At 63.0% G+C, this 20,064-nt stretch carries 17 protein-coding genes; 5 read left to right on the plus strand and 12 right to left on the minus strand.

Annotated elements, in window-relative coordinates; genetic code table 11:
• Positions 1-18: 18 nt before the first annotated feature.
• On the plus strand, positions 19-831 hold the full coding sequence (locus PIN31009_RS06255; protein WP_087687363.1) for a MetQ/NlpA family ABC transporter substrate-binding protein: 813 nt from the start codon (positions 19-21) through the stop codon (positions 829-831).
• A 407-nt stretch (positions 832-1,238) separates the two neighbouring features.
• The gene (locus tag PIN31009_RS06260) at positions 1,239-3,158 is read left to right on the plus strand and encodes a GGDEF domain-containing protein (RefSeq protein ID WP_150789699.1); all 1,920 of its coding nucleotides are present in this window, start codon (positions 1,239-1,241) and stop codon (positions 3,156-3,158) included.
• Between the two features lie 76 nt (positions 3,159-3,234).
• Here the strand turns inward: PIN31009_RS06260 and PIN31009_RS06265 are convergent, their stop codons facing one another.
• From PIN31009_RS06265 to PIN31009_RS06275, 3 genes are all read right to left on the minus strand, one after another.
• Positions 3,235-4,851, minus strand: a complete 1,617-nt coding sequence (locus PIN31009_RS06265) for an APC family permease (protein ID WP_058375576.1) — start codon at positions 4,849-4,851, stop codon at positions 3,235-3,237.
• A gap of 460 nt (positions 4,852-5,311) precedes the next feature.
• Entirely contained in the window at positions 5,312-6,823 is a 1,512-nt protein-coding gene (locus PIN31009_RS06270; RefSeq protein WP_150789700.1) for an NAD-dependent succinate-semialdehyde dehydrogenase, read from the minus strand.
• Between the two features lie 175 nt (positions 6,824-6,998).
• Entirely contained in the window at positions 6,999-8,549 is a 1,551-nt protein-coding gene (locus tag PIN31009_RS06275; RefSeq protein ID WP_150789701.1) for a UbiD family decarboxylase, read from the minus strand.
• 568 nt (positions 8,550-9,117) lie between these two features.
• Here PIN31009_RS06275 and PIN31009_RS06280 point away from each other — a divergent pair.
• Complete coding sequence (locus tag PIN31009_RS06280; protein ID WP_150683523.1) at positions 9,118-10,173, plus strand: lytic transglycosylase domain-containing protein; 1,056 nt, start codon at positions 9,118-9,120, stop codon at positions 10,171-10,173.
• 150 nt (positions 10,174-10,323) lie between these two features.
• Here the strand turns inward: PIN31009_RS06280 and PIN31009_RS06285 are convergent, their stop codons facing one another.
• From PIN31009_RS06285 to ribBA, 4 genes are all read right to left on the minus strand, one after another.
• The gene (locus tag PIN31009_RS06285; protein WP_150789702.1) at positions 10,324-11,526 is read right to left on the minus strand and encodes a pyridoxal phosphate-dependent aminotransferase; all 1,203 of its coding nucleotides are present in this window, start codon (positions 11,524-11,526) and stop codon (positions 10,324-10,326) included.
• Positions 11,527-11,652: 126 nt separating this feature from the next.
• On the minus strand, positions 11,653-12,102 hold the full coding sequence (nusB, locus tag PIN31009_RS06290; RefSeq protein ID WP_058375571.1) for a transcription antitermination factor NusB: 450 nt from the start codon (positions 12,100-12,102) through the stop codon (positions 11,653-11,655).
• Positions 12,102-12,617, minus strand: a complete 516-nt coding sequence (ribH, locus tag PIN31009_RS06295; protein ID WP_058375570.1) for a 6,7-dimethyl-8-ribityllumazine synthase — start codon at positions 12,615-12,617, stop codon at positions 12,102-12,104. Before ribH ends, nusB begins: the two co-directional genes overlap by 1 nt.
• A gap of 128 nt (positions 12,618-12,745) precedes the next feature.
• Complete coding sequence (gene ribBA, locus PIN31009_RS06300; protein ID WP_150789703.1) at positions 12,746-13,867, minus strand: bifunctional 3,4-dihydroxy-2-butanone-4-phosphate synthase/GTP cyclohydrolase II; 1,122 nt, start codon at positions 13,865-13,867, stop codon at positions 12,746-12,748.
• A 163-nt stretch (positions 13,868-14,030) separates the two neighbouring features.
• Here ribBA and PIN31009_RS06305 point away from each other — a divergent pair, with 163 nt between their 5' ends.
• Together PIN31009_RS06305 and PIN31009_RS06310 are read left to right on the plus strand one after the other, a co-directional pair.
• Positions 14,031-14,366 (plus strand): ArsR/SmtB family transcription factor, encoded by a 336-nt coding sequence (locus PIN31009_RS06305; RefSeq protein ID WP_150789704.1) that lies wholly within the window; start codon positions 14,031-14,033, stop codon positions 14,364-14,366.
• A complete protein-coding gene (locus tag PIN31009_RS06310; RefSeq protein WP_150683526.1) occupies positions 14,366-14,863 on the plus strand; it encodes an SRPBCC family protein in 498 nt (165 codons plus the stop codon). Before PIN31009_RS06305 ends, PIN31009_RS06310 begins: the two co-directional genes overlap by 1 nt.
• Before the next feature lie 77 nt (positions 14,864-14,940).
• Here the strand turns inward: PIN31009_RS06310 and PIN31009_RS06315 are convergent, their stop codons facing one another.
• The 5 genes from PIN31009_RS06315 to PIN31009_RS06335 form a co-directional block, all read right to left on the minus strand.
• On the minus strand, positions 14,941-15,642 hold the full coding sequence (locus PIN31009_RS06315; protein WP_058375566.1) for an ABC transporter ATP-binding protein: 702 nt from the start codon (positions 15,640-15,642) through the stop codon (positions 14,941-14,943).
• Positions 15,642-16,409: a high-affinity branched-chain amino acid ABC transporter ATP-binding protein LivG gene (livG, locus tag PIN31009_RS06320; protein WP_058375565.1), complete on the minus strand. Its 768-nt coding sequence runs from the start codon at positions 16,407-16,409 to the stop codon at positions 15,642-15,644. Before livG ends, PIN31009_RS06315 begins: the two co-directional genes overlap by 1 nt.
• Positions 16,406-17,680, minus strand: coding sequence for a high-affinity branched-chain amino acid ABC transporter permease LivM (locus PIN31009_RS06325; protein WP_150683527.1), 1,275 nt, complete (start codon positions 17,678-17,680; stop codon positions 16,406-16,408). The genes livG and PIN31009_RS06325 overlap by 4 nt, the downstream gene beginning before the upstream one ends.
• Before the next feature lie 8 nt (positions 17,681-17,688).
• The gene (gene livH, locus PIN31009_RS06330) at positions 17,689-18,612 is read right to left on the minus strand and encodes a high-affinity branched-chain amino acid ABC transporter permease LivH (RefSeq protein WP_150683528.1); all 924 of its coding nucleotides are present in this window, start codon (positions 18,610-18,612) and stop codon (positions 17,689-17,691) included.
• 104 nt (positions 18,613-18,716) lie between these two features.
• The gene (locus PIN31009_RS06335; protein ID WP_087687373.1) at positions 18,717-19,829 is read right to left on the minus strand and encodes a branched-chain amino acid ABC transporter substrate-binding protein; all 1,113 of its coding nucleotides are present in this window, start codon (positions 19,827-19,829) and stop codon (positions 18,717-18,719) included.
• Positions 19,830-20,064 lie beyond the last annotated feature (235 nt).

Raw genomic sequence — 20,064 nt, forward strand, 5'->3', positions numbered from 1 at the left:
CACGCGGGGGTTTTTCTCATGCAACGTCGTACGATTTTCAAACTGCTGGCCGGTGTGGGTGCCGCCACGGTGTTCGCCACGCAATTCGCCGCACCGGCTGCTGCCGCCGATGCCGTCAACCTGAAGGTCGGCGTGACGGGTGGCCCGCACGCGCAGATTTTCGATGAAGTGAAGAAGGTCGCTGCCAAGAACGGCCTGAATCTCAAGGTCATCGAATTCAGCGACTACGTGCAGCCGAATGCCGCGCTGTCGTCGGGCGATCTCGACGTGAACAGCTACCAGCACCAGCCGTACCTCGACGCGCAGGTGAAGGACCGTGGCTACAAGCTCGTGTCGATCGCCAAGACCGTGATCTTCCCGATGGGCGTGTACTCGAAGAAGATCAAGTCGCTGGCCGACCTGAAGGCCGGCGCCAAGGTGTCGCTGCCGAACGATCCGACCAACGGCGGCCGCGCGTTGCTGCTGCTGCAAAAGAACGGCCTGATCAAGCTGCGTCCCGACGCCGGCCTGAAGGCGACGCCGATCGACGTGATCGAGAACCCGAAGAAGCTGAAGTTCGTGGAACTGGATGCCGCCCAACTGCCGCGCTCGCTCGACGACGTGGAAGTGGCCGTCATCAACACCAACTTCGCCATGGAAGCCGGTCTGAACCCGAAGCGTGATGCCATCGCCATCGAAGACGCCAATGGCCCGTACGCCAACGTGCTCGTCGTGCGCGCGGCCGACAAGGACAAGCCGTGGGTGGCCCAACTGATCAAGTCGTACCACTCGCCGGAAGTGAAGGCGTTCATCGAGCAGAAGTTTGGCGGCTCGGTGGTGACGGCCTGGTAAGTTTGGCAAGTCGGCAGACAGTCGGCAGACGCTAACGCGATCTCCCGGAACGGCAGCGCTTCACGGCGCTGCCGTTTTTTTTCGTCCGGACGAAGGCAAGCCGAGCGCTCGTCTGACAGCCGAAATGCCAGCGGCGCGTGTGTGGCAATTCCGACACTGTCATGGTTTTGTCAAATAACGGCGATAGCCTGTGCAGCAAGTAAAAGAGGGTGCCCGCGGGCACCGTCACAAGACGCGGACATGGGCCTGAGAGCAGCTACCGCAAGCGAAGCACGGGGACCGGGCGAGGGCGCTGCATGGCGCACCATCTCGCCCTCGGGGCGCACGCGCGCACGAGGCGGCATGCCCGCACGACGCAATGCTGTTGGCATGACGGGCGCGCACCGCACCGACTTACGGAGTACCAGTTGAACCGTCCCCCGCCTGTTGCGATTCGTCCGTCGGAGCGCTTCGGCGCCCCTGCGGCATCGCACGATGCACTGTCCACGGCCTCTGCCACATCGGCTTCCGCTGCGGCCCTCGCTTCCCTCTCCCAATTCGACGAACCCGACGAGAGCGTGTTGCTCGCGCAGTTGTGCGAGGGCATCGGTCTCACGTGTGTGTTCCAGCCGATTATCGACTTTCGGACGTCCGGCATTGCCGGCTATGAAGGGTTGGTGCGAGGCCCGGCCGGTACGGCAATTCACTCGCCACTGGCGCTGTTTGCTGCCGCCCGTCGCCACGGCTTGAGTGGCCCGCTGGAACTGGCATGCCGCCGCACGGTGCTGCGCGGGTTCGTCGATCAAGATCTGCCCGAGCGGCTGTTTCTGAACATCGGCCCGGTAACGCGGGCGCAGCCGGGCGGTGGTGTGACCGAGTCGCTCGGGCTGGATGAAACGTTTGCCATGCTGCAATCGTTCCGTCTGCCACCCGAACGCGTGGTGCTCGAACTGACCGAACACGCCCCGACGCTCGACATCGCCAGCACGCGGGCGTCGCTCACGGCGTATCGGGCGCTCGGCTTCGAAGTGGCGCTGGACGATATGGGCGAGGGCTACGCGAGCTTGCGGCTGTGGTCGGAACTGCGCCCCGATTACGTCAAGATCGACCGGCATTTCGTCGACGGCATCGACAGCGACACTGTCAAGCTTCAGTTCGTGCGCTCCATGCGCCAGATCGCCGAGACGAGCGGCACGCGCGTCATTGCAGAAGGGATCGAACACGCCGAAGAGCTTCAGGTGGTGCGCGATCTCGGTATTTTTCTCGGCCAAGGCTATTTCATTGCACGCCCGGAAGCGCAGCCGCAACGGGCGATCACGACGAGTGTGCAGGAGGTCGTGAACGAGCGGCGCGCGTATGTGCATCAGCAACCGAGTCAGCTTGGTGCGGGCAACGTGACGCTGGAGCGCATTGCGTCGTACGTCGCCCCGGTGTCGCCGGACACGCGCAGCGAAGACGTGGTGGCGCGTTTTGAGAGCGATCCCGCGCTGGAAGTGCTGCCGGTGGTGGAGCGCGACCGCGCGGTGGGCCTGATCGGCCGCGCTTCGTTGATCGGCCGGTTTGCGCGGCCGTTCACGCGCGAGTTGTACGGGCGCAAGCCGTGTTCGGCGGTGATGGAGCCGCGCCCGCTCACATTCGACAAAGCCGCACGCGTGGAAGACCTGAGCCGCATGATCGCCGAGGGCGCCAGCCGCCAAATTACAGCCGGGTTCATCGTGACCGATCAGGGGCGTTATTTCGGCGTCGCGCAGGGGCACGCGCTCATGCGGCATATCACCGACATGCAGCTCGATGCGGCGCGTTACGCGAATCCGCTGACGCTGCTGCCGGGCAATGTGCCGATCGACGACTATATGGATCGCATGATCGGCGAGCGTCAGTCGTTTCACGCCTGCTATGTCGATCTGGATAACTTCAAGCCGTTCAACGACGTGTTCGGTTACCGGCGCGGCGACGATCTGATTCAACTGGTGGCGCGTGTGCTGATGGCGGTGCGTAATCCCGAACGCGATTTTCTCGGACACATCGGCGGCGACGATTTTCTGATCCTGTTCCGCAGCCCAGACTGGGAGGCGCGTTGCCGCGAAGCCCTCACGCGTTTCGGCGAAGCGGTGACGGAATATTTCCATCCGGATCAGATTGCAGCGGGGGGCTTCGAGGCGGAAGACCGGCGCGGCATGGTGATCTTTCATCCGATCACGAGTCTGTCGATCGGTGTGGTGGCGGTCACGCCGGAGAGTTTTCCGTCGCACGTGGAAGTCTCGGCCGCCGCTGCCGATGCGAAGAAAATGGCCAAGCGCGCGCTCGGCAACAGCCTGTTCATCGAGCGGCGTCGCGCACATCGGTGAGATCGCAAGACGAAAAAAGCCCGCCGTTTTGGCGGGCTTTTTCTTTGCGGCATCAAGACATCAATGCCTCACGGCTTCAGTGTGAAAGCGCCGGCATGCCGTCCATGCTTGCCGCATCCTGCTCGCGCTCTTCATCCAGATACGGCGTGCGCCAGCCTGAGCGCACCCCCCAGTGGTAGAACGCCAGCGACAGTGCGCCGACGATGACCATGTCCCAGCCGTAAGGCAGTACGCCGAGGCCGCCGAATTCCTTGCTGCCGATATACGAGAGCAGCGCCATCATCGGCAGATATCCAATCAGCCACCACGACGCCTTGAGGTCGTGACCGAAGCCCTTCCACTTGTCTTTCGCCTGATAGTAGAAGTACACCGGCAAGGCGACGACCACCAACACGATGATTTCACCGGTCAGCGGCCAGCGGGCCCAGTACAGAATCAGCGACGCGCACACGAACGCGAACGGCGCGATGAGCGACAGGCCCGGCAGACGCAGCGGACGATGCAGCTCCGGCGCTGCTTGGCGCAAGGCCATCACGCTGATCGGGCCGGTCAGGTACGAGATCACGGTAGCGACCGAGATCACGGCGGCCAGCGTATCCCAGCCGCGGAAGAAGAACATGAACACGAACGAGATGGCGAGGTTGAACCACATCGCCGGACGCGGCACGCCATAGAGCGGATGCACGCGCCCGAAGATCGCCGGCATCGTGCGGTTGCGTTCCATCGCATAGATCATGCGGCTGGTGGTCGCCATATACGTGGTGCCGGTGCCGCTCGGGCTCAGGAATGCGTCGAAATAGAGCACGATCGCGAGCCAGTTCAGGCCCAGCGCAATCGCCAGTTCGGCGAACGGCGAGCTGAAGCTCACCATGTGCCAGCCGCCCTTGAGTTGCTCGGGCGAGAGCGCGCCGATGTAGGCGACTTGCAGCAACAGATAGATGACGGTGGCGAGCAGGATCGAACCGACCACGGCGAACGGGATGCTGCGGCCGGGGTCGCGCGCTTCACCGGCCAGATTCACCGGGCTCTGGAAACCGTTGAACGCGAACACGATGCCCGAGGTGGCCACGGCGGTGAGCACGGCCGACATGCCGTTAGGGGCAAAGCCGCCATGCTCGGCGATATTGAAGTTGCCCGGATGGAAGCCCGCGATGATCAGGCCGGCGATAGTGAGCGCCGGAATCGCGAACTTGAACAGCGTGATCGCCGTGTTGGCGCGGGCGAACAGCTTCACGCCCCAGTAATTCAGCATGAAGTACACGATCACGAGCAGGGCGGATAACAACAGGCCGCTGGTGGTGAGGGTGCCGTCGACGAACAACTGGTGCGCCCAGTCGTACGGCCATGTGCTCATGTACTGGATCGAGGCCTCGGCTTCGATCGGAATGACCGAGACGATGGCAATCCAGTTGGCCCACGCCGCGATAAAGCCGACGAGGCTGCCGTGCGAATAGCGCGAGTAACGCACCATGCCGCCCGATTCGGGGAACATGGCGCCGAGTTCGGCATAGGTGAGGGCGATGGCCAGAATGACGACGGCGCCGATGATCCACGCCAGAAGGGCTGCGGGTCCGGCGATCTTCGCCGCCTTCCAGGCACCGAACAACCAGCCGGAGCCGATGATCGAGCCAAGACCCGTCAACATCAGGGCGAACGGCCCGATGTTGCGCATGAGGGATGGGTTGTTATCCATTCGATGTCTTCTCCACGCCCGGGGGGAGCAACAAGCCAACACCGATGAGGGCGGATTGGCGAGGTACGCGAGGGCGGACAAACCGTCGGCAGGCCGGGTGTCATCACAGGGCGTGACGACGCGGGGGGCGGCGCTACCGGACGTGACTTCTGTTGATCGGACTTCGCGAATGCCGCTCTGGCCCCTCGTCACGCGCCGGCGCATTTCCGGCGGCGATTTTGCGGGTTTCGCAGGTGTATCGGCGGCAAGCCGTTACACAGAACGAAATGAGGGTCGGAGTCGCTGTTCGCGAAAAAAGCGCGATTCTACCCGAGCCCGTGCCCATCTGTGGGACTTTGTAACACTTTCGACATTGCCGGTGGATGCACGACATTTCGTAGAAATGCGTGCAAGCCAGCGATGGCGCGGTTCTCAGAGCGGGACAACGCCTATTACAAAGTATTAAAGGGTCGGATGATCGTCACGTCGACGCGAGGCAGAGATACTTCATTTCAAGGTACTCGTCGATGCCGTATTTCGACCCCTCGCGCCCCAGACCGGACTGTTTGACACCCCCGAACGGCGCCACTTCGTTCGAGATCAGCCCGGTGTTGATGCCGACCATGCCGGCTTCGAGCGCTTCGGCGACCCGCCAGACTCGGGCGACGTCACGGGCGAAGAAGTACGACGCCAACCCGAAATCGGTCGAGTTGGCGAGCCGGATGCCGTCAGCTTCGTCCTTGAACCGGAACACCGGGGCCAGCGGGCCGAAGGTTTCTTCCTGTGCGACGAGCATGTCGGCACTGGCGTCGGCCACCACGGTCGGGGCGAAGAAACGGCCATGCAGCACCTTGCCGCCGACGGTGACGCGCCCGCCCTTGCTGACGGCGTCCGCAACGTGGCGCTCCACCTTCTCGACGGCGGCGTCTTCGATGAGGGGGCCGACGGCGACGCCCGGTTCGAAGCCGTTACCGACGCGGAGCTTGCCCACGGCGGCGGTGAGCTTCTCGACGAAGGCGTCGTAGATACCGTCCTGCGCGTAGATGCGGTTCGCGCACACGCAGGTCTGACCGGCATTGCGGAATTTGGAGGCAATGCAGCCTTCGACGGCAGCATCTACGTCGGCGTCTTCAAAGACGAGGAACGGCGCGAGGCCGCCCAGTTCGAGTGCCACTTTCTTGATCGTGGGCGCGCACTGTTCCATCAACTTGGCGCCGACCGGGGTTGAGCCGGTAAACGAGAGGTGACGCACGCGGGGGCTGGCGGTGAGCACGTCGCCCACGTCGCCGGAGTGCTTCGACGTCACGACGTTGAATACACCCTTGGGCAATCCAGCGCGCTCGGCCAGTTCGGCGAGCGCCAGTGCCGAGAGCGGGGTGAGCCGGGCTGGCTTCACGACGATCGTGCACCCGGCGGCAATGGCCGGGGCGATCTTGCGCGTGATCATCGCGATGGGGAAGTTCCAAGGCGTGATCGAGACGCACACGCCGATGGGCTGCTTGATGACGAACATGCGCTTGCCGCCCTCGGGCGAGCTGAGTACGTCGCCGTTCACGCGCTTGGCCTCTTCGGCAAACCACTCGATGAACGACGCGCCGTAGGCGACTTCGCCCTTGGCTTCGGCCAGCGGCTTGCCCTGCTCGGCGGTCATGATGGCGCCGAGATCGTCCTGCGCCTGCATGATCAATTCGAACCAGCGGCGCATGATGCGGGCGCGCTCTTTGCCGGTCTTGCTGCGCCAGTCGGGCAGGGCGGTTTCGGCGGCGACGAGGGCCCGCTCGGTTTCTTTGGCGCCGAGATCGGCCACATGGGCGATTTCGGCATCGGTAGCCGGGTCGGCAACGGCGAAGGTGGCGTGGGAATCGGCGGGCGTCCATGCGCCGTCGATGTAGGCGTCGGATTTGAGCAGGCCGGGGTCTTTCAGGCGGCTGAGGGCGGGGTGCTTCTGATGGGGGGACTGCGTGGATTGGGGGGGATGCGGGGGGTGCGACACGATAGCTCTCCTCTCGATATCCGGCAGCGCTGCCTATATATAGACAGGGGCGCTGCTCGGGGACGGAAACGGATACGGCTTGTCGGTGCGTCAGTACGTCAATACATCGGTCGCCAGCTTACTCCAATGTCACTCGCGCTTTGTGACGGCGCGAGTGACCCGGAGTCAGTAGGGCTTACAGGCCGAGGTCTTTATATAGCGTGGCCATGCGAGCGTCGACGTCTGCGGTCATTTCGATGGGACGCCCCCACTCGCGGGAAGTTTCACCCGGCCACTTGTTGGTGGCGTCGATGCCCATCTTGGAGCCCAGACCGGCCACGGGCGAGGCGAAGTCGAGATAGTCGATGGGTGTCTGGTCCACGAGCGTGGTGTCGCGGGTGGGATCGACGCGGGTCGTGATCGCCCAGATCACTTCCTTCCAGTCGCGAATATCGACGTCCTCGTCGACCACAACGATGAACTTCGTATACATGAACTGGCGCAGGAAACTCCACACACCGAACATCACCCGCTTGGCGTGACCGGCATAGGCCTTCTTCATCTGCACGATGGCCATGCGGTAGCTGCAACCCTCGGGCGGCAGATAGAAGTCGGTGATCTCCGGAAACTGCTTTTGCAGCAGCGGCACGAACACTTCATTGAGCGCCACGCCCAGCACGGCCGGTTCGTCGGGCGGTTTGCCGGTGTAGGTCGAGTGATAGACGGCGTTGCGGCGCATCGTGATGCGCTCGATGGTGAACACCGGAAACCACTCCTGCTCGTTGTAATAACCGGTGTGATCGCCGTATGGGCCTTCGAGGGCGTGGGCGTAACCGGCGGTCGCGCCGCGCGAGGGCGGCGGCGGGGCCCCCTTCGGCACTTCGGGCGGCTGATCCGACGGATAGATAAAGCCTTCGAGCACGATCTCGGCGCGGGCCGGCACGCGCAACGATTCCAGCCCCGGGGTCAGGCACTTGCTCAACTCCGTGCGGCTGCCGCGCAGCAGACCGGCGAATTGATACTCCGAGAGCGTATCGGGCACCGGCGTGACCGCGCCGAGCATGGTGGCCGGGTCGGCGCCCAGTGCCACGGCAATCGGGAACGGCTTGCCGGGGTTTGCCTGCGCAAACTCACGGAAGTCGAGCGCGCCGCCGCGATGCGCGAGCCAGCGCATGATGACCTGATTGCGGCTGATGACCTGCTGGCGGTAGATGCCCAGATTCTGGCGCTTGCGGTGCGGGCCCTTGGTAATGACGAGCCCCCAAGTAATCAGGGGGGCGGCATCGCCGGGCCAGCAAGTCTGAATCGGCAGACGCGCGAGATCCACGTCGTCGCCTTCCCAGACGATCTCCTGAGACACCGGACTGCTGACGTCTTTCGGTGCCATGTCCCAAACCGCTTTGGCCATGCTGAGCAATTTGCCCGCGTCTTTCAGGCCGCGAGGCGGTTCGGGTTCCTTGAGTGTCGAAAGAAGCTGACCGAGTTCGCGCAGCGAGCCCAGTGCGTTTTCCCCTTTTTCGACGCCCATGCCGAGCGCCACTCGTTCAGGGGTGCCAAACAAGTTGGCGAGCACGGGCATGTCGTAACCGGTCGGCCGCTCGAACCAGAGCGCGGGGCCGCCCGCCTTGAGTACGCGATCGGCCAGCGCCGTCATCTCCAGCACCGGCGAGACAGGCACGTCTACACGACGAAGCTGCCCGGATCGCTCCAGTTGCGTGGTGAAGTCACGAAGATCGAGATATTTCATGAAACAAACGGTTACCAAAAAATTTTTACGGAATTCATACAGGCGCTGAAAACGGCCGTTCGAATTCGCGGAAGGGCGGGTTTTTGCCCCGTAAACGCAGGCTAGTGCGGGCCATTCTACCGTTCGGAGGCCTGAAACGACACGGCAAAACACCTGTTACAAATTACTTTTAGTAATGATTTTTCTAATTCATAGTATTGACGGATTATATATCGCTGCTACAATCCGCCCGTTGAATCCAGAAAGGCGGCTTCGATGACGGGTAGGCCAACCCGATCGAGCTTAGCGACAACTACAACATCGACGTGGATTTTCAGTGGCTGGTTTTCTCACCGAGGTCGGGAAACCAGTGTTTTAGGAAGCAGCGCGAGCGATAGCTCGTCAGCGCCGGGGACCGAACAGGTCGGCGCGCTGCGGCGGTAGTGGCATCGTTGATGACAAACACGGTGCACCGCCTTTTTCCCTATGCCGTAAATGAGCGCTTCACGGAATGCCTGGCGGGCATCCCGGCTCGTTTCCTTACGCCGCGGGACCACCCCGTGGTGACGGCGTAACCGGAGTACGCAGTATGAAGAAGTCTGGTTTATCACCCTGGCTACTGGCCGCTGTCCGTGCGCTGCAAGCGCGTGGCGTGGCAACGGTAGCCGCGGCTCGCCGCGATTGGCGTCGCCTCGCGTGGCATGGCGGTCGTGTTGGACTGTATACGTCCAGCGCTGTCGGTCTTGTCGCCGTGGTCGGTACGCTCGCGTTGTGGGCCCGACCGACGTGGCGCGCCGATCTGGCGTCGCGTGTCGGTCCGCTGATCGAAGCAGCCACCGGGTCGGCCAATGCGGCCAATCACGGCGGTGCGAACGGCAGCACCGTGGCGCAGGGCATGCCCTCCGACGCCACGATGATGGCGCAAGCCGCACAACACGTGCCCTCGGCAGCGGTTCTCGCTGCCTATATCCCGAACCAGCGCGTGGCAGCCGATGCCCGTGCCGGCAAGGTGCTCGACACGCGCGAACAAATCGCCGTGGGCGACTATCTGGCCCGCCGTTATCGCGTGGCCGGCGACGTGACGGGTAACCTCGTGCGCGCCGCTTACACGACGGGCAAGGAAGTGGGTCTCGACCCGCTGCTGTTGCTGGCGGTCATGGCGATCGAATCGGGTTTCAACCCGTATGCCGAAAGCACCGTTGGCGCCCAAGGCCTCATGCAGGTCATGTCGAAGGTGCATCAGGACAAGCTGGAATACTTCGGCGGTCCGGAAGCGGCACTGCATCCGCTCGCCAACATCAAGGTCGGCGCGCTGATTCTGAAGGAATGCATCGCACGCGGCGGTTCGCTCGCCGGTGGTCTGCGTCTGTATGTCGGCTCGACCAGTGCGGGCGACGGCGGCTACGGTGCGAAGGTGCTCGCCGAGCGTGATCGTCTGCGTGGTGTGGCCATGGGCCGCAAGATCTCGCCGAACGCGCCGCAAGCGCCGGTGATCGTCAGCGCCGCAAAGCCTGTGACCAAGCCGGTCTCGGCTGGCAAGGCCGATGAGTCGGCCGCGGAATCGGCACCGGCACCGAGCGTGTCGGCAACCGGCAAGGCCGCCGCAGCCAAGCCGCTTGAAGCGGACGACAGCACGGCAGCCTGAGTGAACTCTGCTCTGATGCACGCTGGCCAGTGCATCGCCGCCCGGAACGCATCGCTCTCTATATAGAAGGGTGATGCGGACCAACAAAAAACCCATCGAAGCGATTCGATGGTTTTTTTGTTTTTGGTGAGCCCTCGGGGGAGCTTTAGATCAGCCGCCGGTGAAGACCCGTTCGATACGGCCCATGGCCTCGCGCAACTTCTCGAGCGACGTGGCGTACGACAGCCGGATGTACTTGCGGGGCTCGGCAAAACCGAAGTCCAGTCCCGGCACCAGCACGACGTCCGCCTGTTGCAGCAGCGCTTGCGTGAGCAGGTCGCTGTCGCCAGCATTCGGATGCTGTACGCCCGAACAGTCGGCGTAGACGTAAAACGCACCGTCCGGCATGACGGGCACCTTGAAGCCGAGTCGCTCGAGTGCCGGCACCACGTAGTCGCGGCGATTGCGGAAGGCATCCTTGCGGGCTTCGTAGATCGCCAGCGTGTCGGGACGGAAGCAGGCGATCGCCGCATGCTGCGCAACCGCAGACGGGCAGATGAACAGATTCTGCGAGAGCTTCTCGAATGTCGGCACCAGCGAGGGCGGCACAACCAGCCAACCCAAGCGCCATCCCGTCATATTGAAGTACTTCGAGAAGCTGCTCACCACCAGCACGTCATCGCCAAAGCTCAATGCCGTGGTGGGCTTGCCGTCGTAGCTCAGCCCCTGATAAATCTCGTCGACCAGCGTGAAGCCGCCACGCGCCCGTACCGATTTGACGATGCGGCCCAGCTCGGCGGTTTCGATCGACGTGCCGGTCGGGTTTGACGGCGAGGCCAGCAACACGCCTCGTGTCGCCGGGCCCCAGTGCGATTCGATGCGTTCGGCAGTCAGTTGGAAACGCTCAGCAGGGCCGGACGGAATCAACACCGGCTTGCCGTCGAACGTCGACACGAAGTGCCGGTTGCACGGGTAGCACGGGTCCGGCATTAGCACTTCATCACCCACGCCAACCAACGCCGCACAAGCGAGCACGAGTGCCGCAGAGGCACCCGCCGTCACGACGATGCGCGACGGATCGACGTCAACCCCGTAGTAACTACGGTAGTAATCGGAGATAGCTTCGCGCAGCGCGGGCAAGCCCATCGCACTGGTGTACTGGGTGCGACCGTCTCGCATCGCCTTCGCCGCGGCCTCGATCACTTGCTCGGGCGCGGTGAAATCGGGCTCGCCAATGCCCATGTGGATGACGTCGTGTCCGGCCTTTTCACGCAGGGCGGCTTGCTTGGCAAGCTCCATGACGTGGAACGGCGCGATGTCGTCGACACGTTGTGCCAGTTTCAGCGCGGGGGCGAGGTCGGGCGTACGGTCCATGTTGGCGGGGGGCGGGTAGAGAGGGTGGAGGGGGTGGAGGGGGTGGAGGGGGATGCAGCAGGGAGAACTGGCGGGAATTCGCCGGCGCACATGGGGGCTGACGAATTCCCGGGACTTCAGACGCTATCAGGCGCTCTTGCCGCGCCCGCCGCGATTGGCGGCGACTTCGTCCGGGCGCACTTCGGCCGAGAACTTGTCGAGCACACCGTTCACGTAGCGGAAGCCTTCCACGCCGCCAAAGGTCTTGGCCAACTCCACTGCCTCGTTGATCACCACGCGGTACGGAATGTCCAGGTGGTGAATCAGTTCGTAGGCACCGAGCACGAGCACCCCGTGCTCGACCGGCGACAGCTCGGCTGCCGGACGGTCAAGGTACGGTTGCAGTTGCAGCGACAAGGCATCCGCTTCACGGATGCTGCCATGGAGCAGGGCATCCAGGTGGGCGCGGTCAGCCTTGTCGTAGCCCGGGGTGGTGCGCAGGTGCGCATCGATCTCACCCGCGTGGTCGCGCGAGAGCAGCCATTGATACAAACCTTGCAGCGCAAATTCGCGCGCGCGGCGGCGAGCACTCTTCATTACCGATCTTCCTCTTCTTCGTCTTCGTCTTCATCCGCTTCGTCGTCGCCGTTCAGTACATCCAGGGCTTCGAGCAAATTGGCCATTTCCACCGCCACACGGGCCGCATCGCGACCCTTCTCGGCGGCGCGCACTTCGGCTTGTTCGTCGTTTTCGGTGGTGAGCACCGCGTTCGCGATGGGAATACCGAAATCGAGGCCGATGCGCGTAATGCCGGCACCGCTTTCGTTCGAGACCAGCTCGAAGTGGTACGTTTCGCCGCGAATCACCGCGCCCAGCGCGATGAGTGCGTCGAACTGACCGCTTTCGGCCATCTTCTGCAATGCCAGCGGGATTTCCAGTGCGCCGGGCACCGACACGAGCAGCACGTCTTCGCCGTCGACACCCAGACGGTCGAGTTCAGCGATGGCGGCGTCACGCAGTGCCGTGCAAACCGCATCGTTGAAACGCGCCTGCACGATGCCCACGCGAAGGCCTTCACCGTCGAGTTCCGGCTGGTATTGTCCGATGTCCATAATGGGCTTCCTTAAAAAAGTACCGTCCAGGCGGTGCGGCCTACGTAGTGCCAGCGGGCCCGTGAGGAGCGCCGCTCGGCGTTGTCATACCCCCGCCGTCAGACGGCGGGGCAATGATTCAATTTGGCTCAGGCAACTTCGGCGCCGGGCATCGGCTGGAAGCCGGTGACCTCGAGGCCATAACCTGCCATGTTCGGAATCTTGCGCGGGCTGGAGAGCACACGCATTTTACCGACACCCAGCTCGCGCAGGATCTGCGCGCCGACGCCGTGCGTACGGAAGTCCACCGGGCGGCGCTTGGCGCGCGCGGCCTTCTCGGTTTCGTCGAGCGCTTCGAACTGGCCGAACAGATGGTCGGGTGTTTCCACGCAATTCAGCAGCACGACCACACCCTTGCCGTTTTCCGCAATGGCTTTCATCGCACCGGCGAGCGTCCACGAGTGGGTGGACACCCCGGTTTCGAGCAGATCGAGCACGGACAGCGGCTCGTGCACGCGCACCAGCGTTTCATCGTCCGGCGACGGCGTGCCGCGCACCAGCGCGAGATGCGGGTTGCCGCTCGGCTTGTCGCGATACAGCGTGGCCTGGAACGGACCCCATGCCGTTTGCATTTCGCGCGTGGCAACCGTCTCGATCATCGACTCGGTGCGGCTGCGGTAATGGATCAGATCGACGATGGTGCCGATCTTGATGTTGTGTTGCTCGGCGAATACCAGCAGTTCCGGCAGGCGTGCCATCGTGCCGTCGTCGTTCATGATCTCGCAGATCACGGCCGCGGGCGTAAGGCCGGCCATCGCCGTCAGGTCGCAACCAGCTTCGGTGTGACCCGCACGAACCAGCACGCCACCCGGCTGCGCCATGATCGGGAACACGTGACCCGGCTGGACGATGTCTTCCGGGCGCGCTTCCTTGGCGATTGCAGTCTTGACGGTGTACGCACGGTCGGCGGCCGAAATGCCGGTGGTCACACCCTCGGCGGCTTCGATCGACAGCGTGAACGCGGTGCCGTACTGCGTGCCGTTGCGATAGGTCATCAGCGGCAGGTTGAGCTGCTTGCAGCGCGCCTGCGTGAGCGTGAGGCAAATCAGCCCGCGCCCGTACTTCGCCATGAAATTGATGGCTTCCGGCGTTGCGAACTCAGCTGCCATGACGAGATCGCCTTCGTTCTCGCGATCTTCTTCATCGACGAGGACTACCATGCGGCCGGCCTTGAGCTCGGCAATGATTTCTTCTGTAGTGGCCAACGGCATAGCGGGCGACGCGGGGGCTGAATTTGGAAAGGCTCTATTCTACGCCAAGCCGGTGCACGGCTGCGCCCGATTCTCGTGTCGGATCGCCCCGAAAAGCGGCAATCAAGGACATTTGAAAACAAAGGTATTGACCTAAGTAATGCCGATGCCTATAGTTAGGCACATGACTAACCATTCCATCCCTCTCGATCGGGTCTTTCAGGCGCTTTCGGATCCCACCCGCCGGGCGGTGGTCGAACGTCTGACGATCGGTCCTGCGTCGGTGAGCGAACTGGCGCAACCGTTTTCGATGGCGTTGCCATCGTTCTCGCAGCATCTGAAGCTGCTAGAGGAGTGCGGGCTGGTGGTGTCAACCAAAGCCGGCCGCGTGCGCACCTACTCGCTCGAGACCGAAACGTTGGCGGGTGCGCAGGACTGGCTGCAATTGCAGCGTGACAAGTGGACGCGCCGACTCGATCAACTCGATAACTACCTGTTGCAGATGAAGGAGACACCCTAATGAGCCACGCCAATCTTTTCTCGGTCGACCCCAAACTCGATCTGGTGCTTGAACGCTATGTCGATGTGCCGTGTGAGCGTGTGTGGGCGGCATGGACGCAGCCGGAGCACCTCAAGAAGTGGTTCACCCCCGCACCGTGGCAGACCATCGAGTGCGAGATCGATCTGCGCCCGGGCGGTCTTTTTCACACCGTGATGCGCTCGCCGGAGGGGCAGCAATTCCCCAACGTCGGCTGCTATCTGGAAGTGGAGGAGAACTCGCGCCTCGTGTGGACCAACGCCGTGCTGCCGGGTTTTCGTCCCGCGCCCGCACCGGTGGCCGAACATGGCGGCTTCCACTTCACGGCGGCCGTGTTAATGGAGACGCACGGCAAGGGCACGCGCTACACGGCGATCGCGATGCATGGCGACGAGGCCACGCGTGCGCAGCACGAAGCGATGGGCTTCCACGACGGTTGGGGCAAGGCGCTCGATCAACTGGTCGAACTGATGAAGTGACGCGGGCTCGCGGACAGTGAAATGAAAAAGGGGACACGCGAAAACGTGTCCCCTTTTTTACAACGCGGCTTTACGGCCTACGCGCCCAGATAAGCGCGCTTGATGTCGTCGTTCGCCAGCAGGTTGTCGGCCGAGTCGGCGAGCACCACGCGTCCGGTCTCGAGCACGTAGCCGCGATCGGCGACGTGCAAGGCCTTGTTCGCGTTCTGCTCCACCAGAAACACCGTGACGCCTTCTTCGCGAATCGTGCGGATGATGTCGAAGATCTGCGCGATCACGAGCGGTGCGAGACCCAGCGTCGGCTCATCGAGCAGTAGCAGACGCGGGCGGCTCATCAACGCGCGCCCGATGGCAAGCATCTGCTGCTCGCCGCCGGACATCGTGCCCGCGCGTTGCTTGCCGCGCTGCGCCAGCCGCGGAAACAGCTTGAAGACGTGCTCCATGCCCGCTTCGATCTCATGCTTGGACCCGAAAAAGCCGCCCATCTTGAGGTTCTCGATGACGGTCAGACTCGGGAACACGCGACGGCCTTCCGGCGAAATCGCCATGCCCATGCGCATGATTTCATGCGTCGGGCTGCCGGTGATGTCATTGCCCTCGAACATCACGCGCCCGCTCGACGCACGCGGCGTGCCGCATACCGTCATCATCAGCGTGGTCTTGCCCGCGCCGTTACTGCCGATGAGCGTGACGATCTCGCCCTTGTTCACTTCGATCGATACGCCCGAGAGCGCTTCGACGGCACCGTAATGGGTGTGGATCTGTTCCAGCTTCAGCATTATTCCTCCCCGAGGTAGGCCTTGATGACGCGCGGATCGTTGCGCACCTCGTCGGGCTTGCCGGTCATGATCGGTTTGCCGTGTTCCATCACGAGAATCCGGTCGGAGACACCCATCACGAGACTCATGTCGTGCTCGATCAGCAGCACCGAGATCCCGAACTCATGCCGCAGGTTGTCGACGAGTTGTTGCAACTCGATCTTTTCCTGCGGATTCAGACCGGCAGCCGGTTCGTCGAGCATGAGCAGACGCGGCTCGGTGATCATGCAGCGCGCGATTTCCAGCCGGCGCTGATGCCCGTACGAGAGCGTGCCGGCTTCGCGATTGGCCACGGCCGTCAACCCCAGACGGTCGAGCCAGTGCTTGGCGCGCTCAAGGGCGGTGCGCTCGGCACGGCGGAACGCGCCGGTCGAGAAGAGCCCTTGCAGAAAACCGCTGTGCACGCGCATGTGCTGCGCGACCAGCAGGTTTTCGACCACGGTCAGTTGGCGGAACAGGCGAATGTTCTGGAACGTGCGCACCAGCCCGCGACGCGCCACCATGTGGCTCGGCAGCCCGGTGATATCGCCGCCGTCGAGCATGATCGAACCGGCGGTGGGGCGATAGAAGCCACCCACGCAGTTGAACACGGTGGTCTTGCCGGCACCGTTCGGGCCGATCACGGCGAAGATTTCGTTCTTGCGCACGGCGAACTCGACGCCGTCGACAGCCAGCAGACCGCCGAAGCGCATCTGCAAGCCGGAAAGTTTCAACAGGTCTGCACTCATTGCGGCAACTCCACATGCGGGCGAGTGGCGGGCAGCAGGCCCTGCGGACGCCACATCATCATCAGCACCATCACCAGACCGAAGATCAACATCCGGTACTCGGCAAAACCGCGCGCCACTTCCGGCAACACGGTGAGCAGGATGGCCGCGAGAATCACGCCGACCTGCGAACCCATGCCGCCCAGCACCACGACAGCGAGAATCAGCGCAGATTCGATGAACGTGAACGACTCGGGCGTTACGAGCCCTTGCCGCGCCGCGAAGAACGCACCGGCCAGCCCTGCGAACGACGCGCCCAGCGTGAACGCCGAGAGCTTGATGCGCGTGGGGTTCAGACCGAGCGAACGGCAGGCGATTTCGTCTTCGCGCAGCGCTTCCCACGCACGGCCGATCGGCATGCGGATCAGGCGGCTGGTAACGAACAGTGTGAAGCCGACGAGTACGAACGCGAGCAGGTACAGGAAGATCACCATGTGCGAGCCGCTGTACGACATGCCGATCAACTCATGGAAAGTCTTCGCCCCTTCGACACTGGACGAGCGCGCCATTTCGAAGCCGAACACGCTGGGCTTCGGAATGCCCGACACGCCGTCCGGACCACCGGTGATGCTCGTCAGGTTGTTGAGCAGCAGGCGGATGATTTCGCCGAAGCCGAGCGTCACGATGGCCAGATAGTCACCGCGCAGACGCAGCACCGGGAAGCCGAGCAGGAAGCCGAACGTTGCCGACATGAGCGCGGCCAGCGGCAGGCATTCCCAGAACGTCAGACCGAAGTACTGATTGAGCAGCGCATACGTGTAGCCACCGACGGCGTAGAAGCCGACGTAGCCCAGATCGAGCAGACCGGCAAAGCCCACTACGATATTCAGGCCGAGACCCAGAATGCAGTAGATGAGCGCCAGCGTTGCCACGTCCACCGCACCGCGCGAGCCGACAAACGGCCACACGAGTCCGATGGCGAGCAGCACCCACATCGCGAGCAGTTGCTGACGGCGGCCCAGCGTGGGCATGGTCGGCAGCTTCACCGCACGCTTGGAGCGCAGCAGCATCGGCTTGATCATCTGGAAGATGAACACGATCGCGGCAGCGATCCACACGGGACGCCAGTGTTGCTCCAGCACAACCTGATAGCCTTCGAGCTTGAGTTGCAGGCCCAGGATGGGGGCCGTGAGGATGATCGTCACGAGCGTGGCGATGACCGCGCCCTTGAGCGTCTCTCCGGCCGGCGCACGGTTGACGGCGCCGGACTTGAGCGTGAGTTGTTGTGTCATGGTCGACCTCAGACTTTCTCGATGTCAGGCTTGCCCAGCAGGCCGGTCGGGCGGAACAGCAGCACCAGCACCAGCAGGCCGAAGGCCACGACATCCTTGTACTCGGAGGGCATGTAGCCCGACGCGAGCGTTTCCGCCAGCCCCAGCAGCACGCCGCCCAGCATGGCGCCGGGAACGCTGCCGATACCGCCGAGCACTGCGGCCGTGAAGGCCTTGATGCCGGCAATGAAGCCGATATACGGATTGAGCTTGCCGATGGTCAGGCCGATCAGCACGCCGCCCACGGCCGCGAGCATGGCGCCGAGGATGAACGTGAACGAGATCACGCGGTTCGTATCGATGCCGAGCAGGTTGGCCATACGCATGTCTTCGGCACACGCGCGGCAGGCACGGCCCATGCGCGAGTTGGCGATGAACAGCGTGAGCGCGATCATCAACGCGAGCGTGACACCCATGATCAGCATGCGGGCGTACGGAATGGTCACGGTGAAGTCGCCCATCGGAATATCGATGGCGCCCGAGATCAGCATCGGCACGGACACGTCACGCGCGCCCTGACCGATCTGCACGTAGTTTTGCAGGAAGATGGACATACCGATCGCAGAGATCAGTGGTCCGAGGCGTGGGCCGCCGCGCAGCGGGCGATACGCCACCCGCTCGATCGCGAAGCCGTACAGGCCCGTGATCAGCACCGCTACCAGCAGCGCTGCGCCCAGCACGAGGGGCAGGGGATAACCCGCCGACGTACCGATTGCAGTCAGTGTGACAAGCCCGACGTAGGCACCGATCATATAGATCTCGCCGTGGGCAAAGTTGATCATGCCGATGATGCCGTAGACCATTGTGTAGCCAATGGCAATCAACGCGTAGATCGCACCCAGCGTCAGGCCATTGACCAGTTGCTGGGCGAGCTGTGGGAAAAATTCGTTCATGCGGGAAGCCTCGCGACGTGCGGGGGCCGAGCGCGAATGCGCGCCGCCCGCCGGAATCGGCGGGCGGCAGGGGGTGATTCGCTGGCCTTTAAAGCGTCAGGGAATCAGTTGGCGGCCGTCTTGGTCGCGTCTTTGTGCCACGTGTAGACGACGAACTTGAACGACTTCAGATCGCCGGCTGCATCGTAGGACACCTTGCCGATCGGCGTGTCGAACGTGTTCTTGTGCAGGTAGTCGGCAACCTTCTCCGAGTCGGTGCTCTTCGCGCCGGCAATGCTCTTGGCGATCAGTTGCACACCCGTGTAAGCCGGCATCTGGAACGGACCGTTCGGATCGCGCTTGGCGTCGGCGAATGCCTTCACCAGCTTGGCGTTGGCCGGGTCGGCGGCGAAGTCGGCCGGCAGCGTGACCAGCATGCCTTCCGACGACGGGCCGGCGATAGCCGTCACGTCCTTGTTGCCCACGCCTTCCGGTCCCATGAACGTAGCCTTCACGCCTTGCTCACGTGCCTGACGGAGCAGCAGACCCATTTCCGGGTGGTAGCCGCCGAAGTACACGAAGTCGACACCTTGCGCCTTGAGCTTGGTGATGACGGCCGAGTAATCCGAGTCGCCGGCGTTGATGCCTTCGAACAGCACGACCGGAATCTTGGCCGCGTCGAGGTCCTTCTTCACCGAGGTGGCGATGCCCTGACCGTACGACTGCTTGTCGTGCAGCACGGCAACCTTCTTCGGCTTGACCTTGTTGATGATGTACTGGGCAGCCGCCGGGCCTTGCTGATCGTCACGGCCGATCGTGCGGAAGATGAAGTGGCGCTTCTTGCCTTCGGTCAGTTGCGGGGCCGTGGCCGACGGGGTGATCATCACCACGCCTTCGTTTTCGTAGATGTCCGATGCCGGAATCGTCGAACCCGAGCACACGTGACCGATCACGTACTTGATCTTCTGGCTGACGATCTTGTTGGCGACAGCGACGGCCTGCTTCGGCTCGCACGCATCGTCCATCATGACCGCTTCGAACTTGTTGCCGTTGACGCCACCGGCCGCATTGATTTCTTCAATGGCGGTCAGCGCGCCGGCCTTGACCATGTCGCCGTATTGGGCAACCGAGCCGCTGAACGGACCGGCGATGGCGATTTTGACGGTCTCGGCATTAGCAGCCGTACCAATGAAGGCGAGCGCGGCGGCGACGAACAGGGATTTGTGACGGAACTGCATTGTGGACATCTCCTTGATTTGTATTTTTTTGACTACCCGAGCGTGCGGTGGTCTTAAGCGACTGCTGAACCTGTTTATTCGATCATTCCCACCCCATGAGGTGCGAACGATGCGCCATGTTAGCGTAATACGGAGTCCAATTGGAACCACTATCCCAATGGGTCTGGAGACCCGCATGGATAAAGGATTTCAAAGGGGTCGGATGACGATTATCGGAGGCGTCACAAGGACACTC

The sequence above is a fragment of the Pandoraea iniqua genome (assembly GCF_902459685.1).
GTDB classification, from domain to species: domain Bacteria; phylum Pseudomonadota; class Gammaproteobacteria; order Burkholderiales; family Burkholderiaceae; genus Pandoraea; species Pandoraea iniqua.

What these genes read in the sequence shown, in the direction of transcription:
- PIN31009_RS06265 (WP_058375576.1), bottom strand. Translation starts at nt 4,851, where the DNA reads ATGGATAACAACCCATCCCTCATGCGCAACATCGGGCCGTTCGCCCTG.
- livH (WP_150683528.1), bottom strand. Translation starts at nt 18,612, where the DNA reads ATGAACGAATTTTTCCCACAGCTCGCCCAGCAACTGGTCAATGGCCTG.
- livG (WP_058375565.1), bottom strand. Translation starts at nt 16,409, where the DNA reads ATGAGTGCAGACCTGTTGAAACTTTCCGGCTTGCAGATGCGCTTCGGC.
- PIN31009_RS06285 (WP_150789702.1), bottom strand. Translation starts at nt 11,526, where the DNA reads ATGGACCGTACGCCCGACCTCGCCCCCGCGCTGAAACTGGCACAACGT.
- PIN31009_RS06310 (WP_150683526.1), top strand. Translation starts at nt 14,366, where the DNA reads ATGAGCCACGCCAATCTTTTCTCGGTCGACCCCAAACTCGATCTGGTG.
- nusB (WP_058375571.1), bottom strand. Translation starts at nt 12,102, where the DNA reads ATGAAGAGTGCTCGCCGCCGCGCGCGCGAATTTGCGCTGCAAGGTTTG.
- ribBA (WP_150789703.1), bottom strand. Translation starts at nt 13,867, where the DNA reads ATGCCGTTGGCCACTACAGAAGAAATCATTGCCGAGCTCAAGGCCGGC.
- PIN31009_RS06335 (WP_087687373.1), bottom strand. Translation starts at nt 19,829, where the DNA reads ATGCAGTTCCGTCACAAATCCCTGTTCGTCGCCGCCGCGCTCGCCTTC.
- PIN31009_RS06325 (WP_150683527.1), bottom strand. Translation starts at nt 17,680, where the DNA reads ATGACACAACAACTCACGCTCAAGTCCGGCGCCGTCAACCGTGCGCCG.
- PIN31009_RS06275 (WP_150789701.1), bottom strand. Translation starts at nt 8,549, where the DNA reads ATGAAATATCTCGATCTTCGTGACTTCACCACGCAACTGGAGCGATCC.
- ribH (WP_058375570.1), bottom strand. Translation starts at nt 12,617, where the DNA reads ATGGACATCGGACAATACCAGCCGGAACTCGACGGTGAAGGCCTTCGC.
- PIN31009_RS06305 (WP_150789704.1), top strand. Translation starts at nt 14,031, where the DNA reads ATGACTAACCATTCCATCCCTCTCGATCGGGTCTTTCAGGCGCTTTCG.
- PIN31009_RS06255 (WP_087687363.1), top strand. Translation starts at nt 19, where the DNA reads ATGCAACGTCGTACGATTTTCAAACTGCTGGCCGGTGTGGGTGCCGCC.
- PIN31009_RS06315 (WP_058375566.1), bottom strand. Translation starts at nt 15,642, where the DNA reads ATGCTGAAGCTGGAACAGATCCACACCCATTACGGTGCCGTCGAAGCG.
- PIN31009_RS06280 (WP_150683523.1), top strand. Translation starts at nt 9,118, where the DNA reads ATGAAGAAGTCTGGTTTATCACCCTGGCTACTGGCCGCTGTCCGTGCG.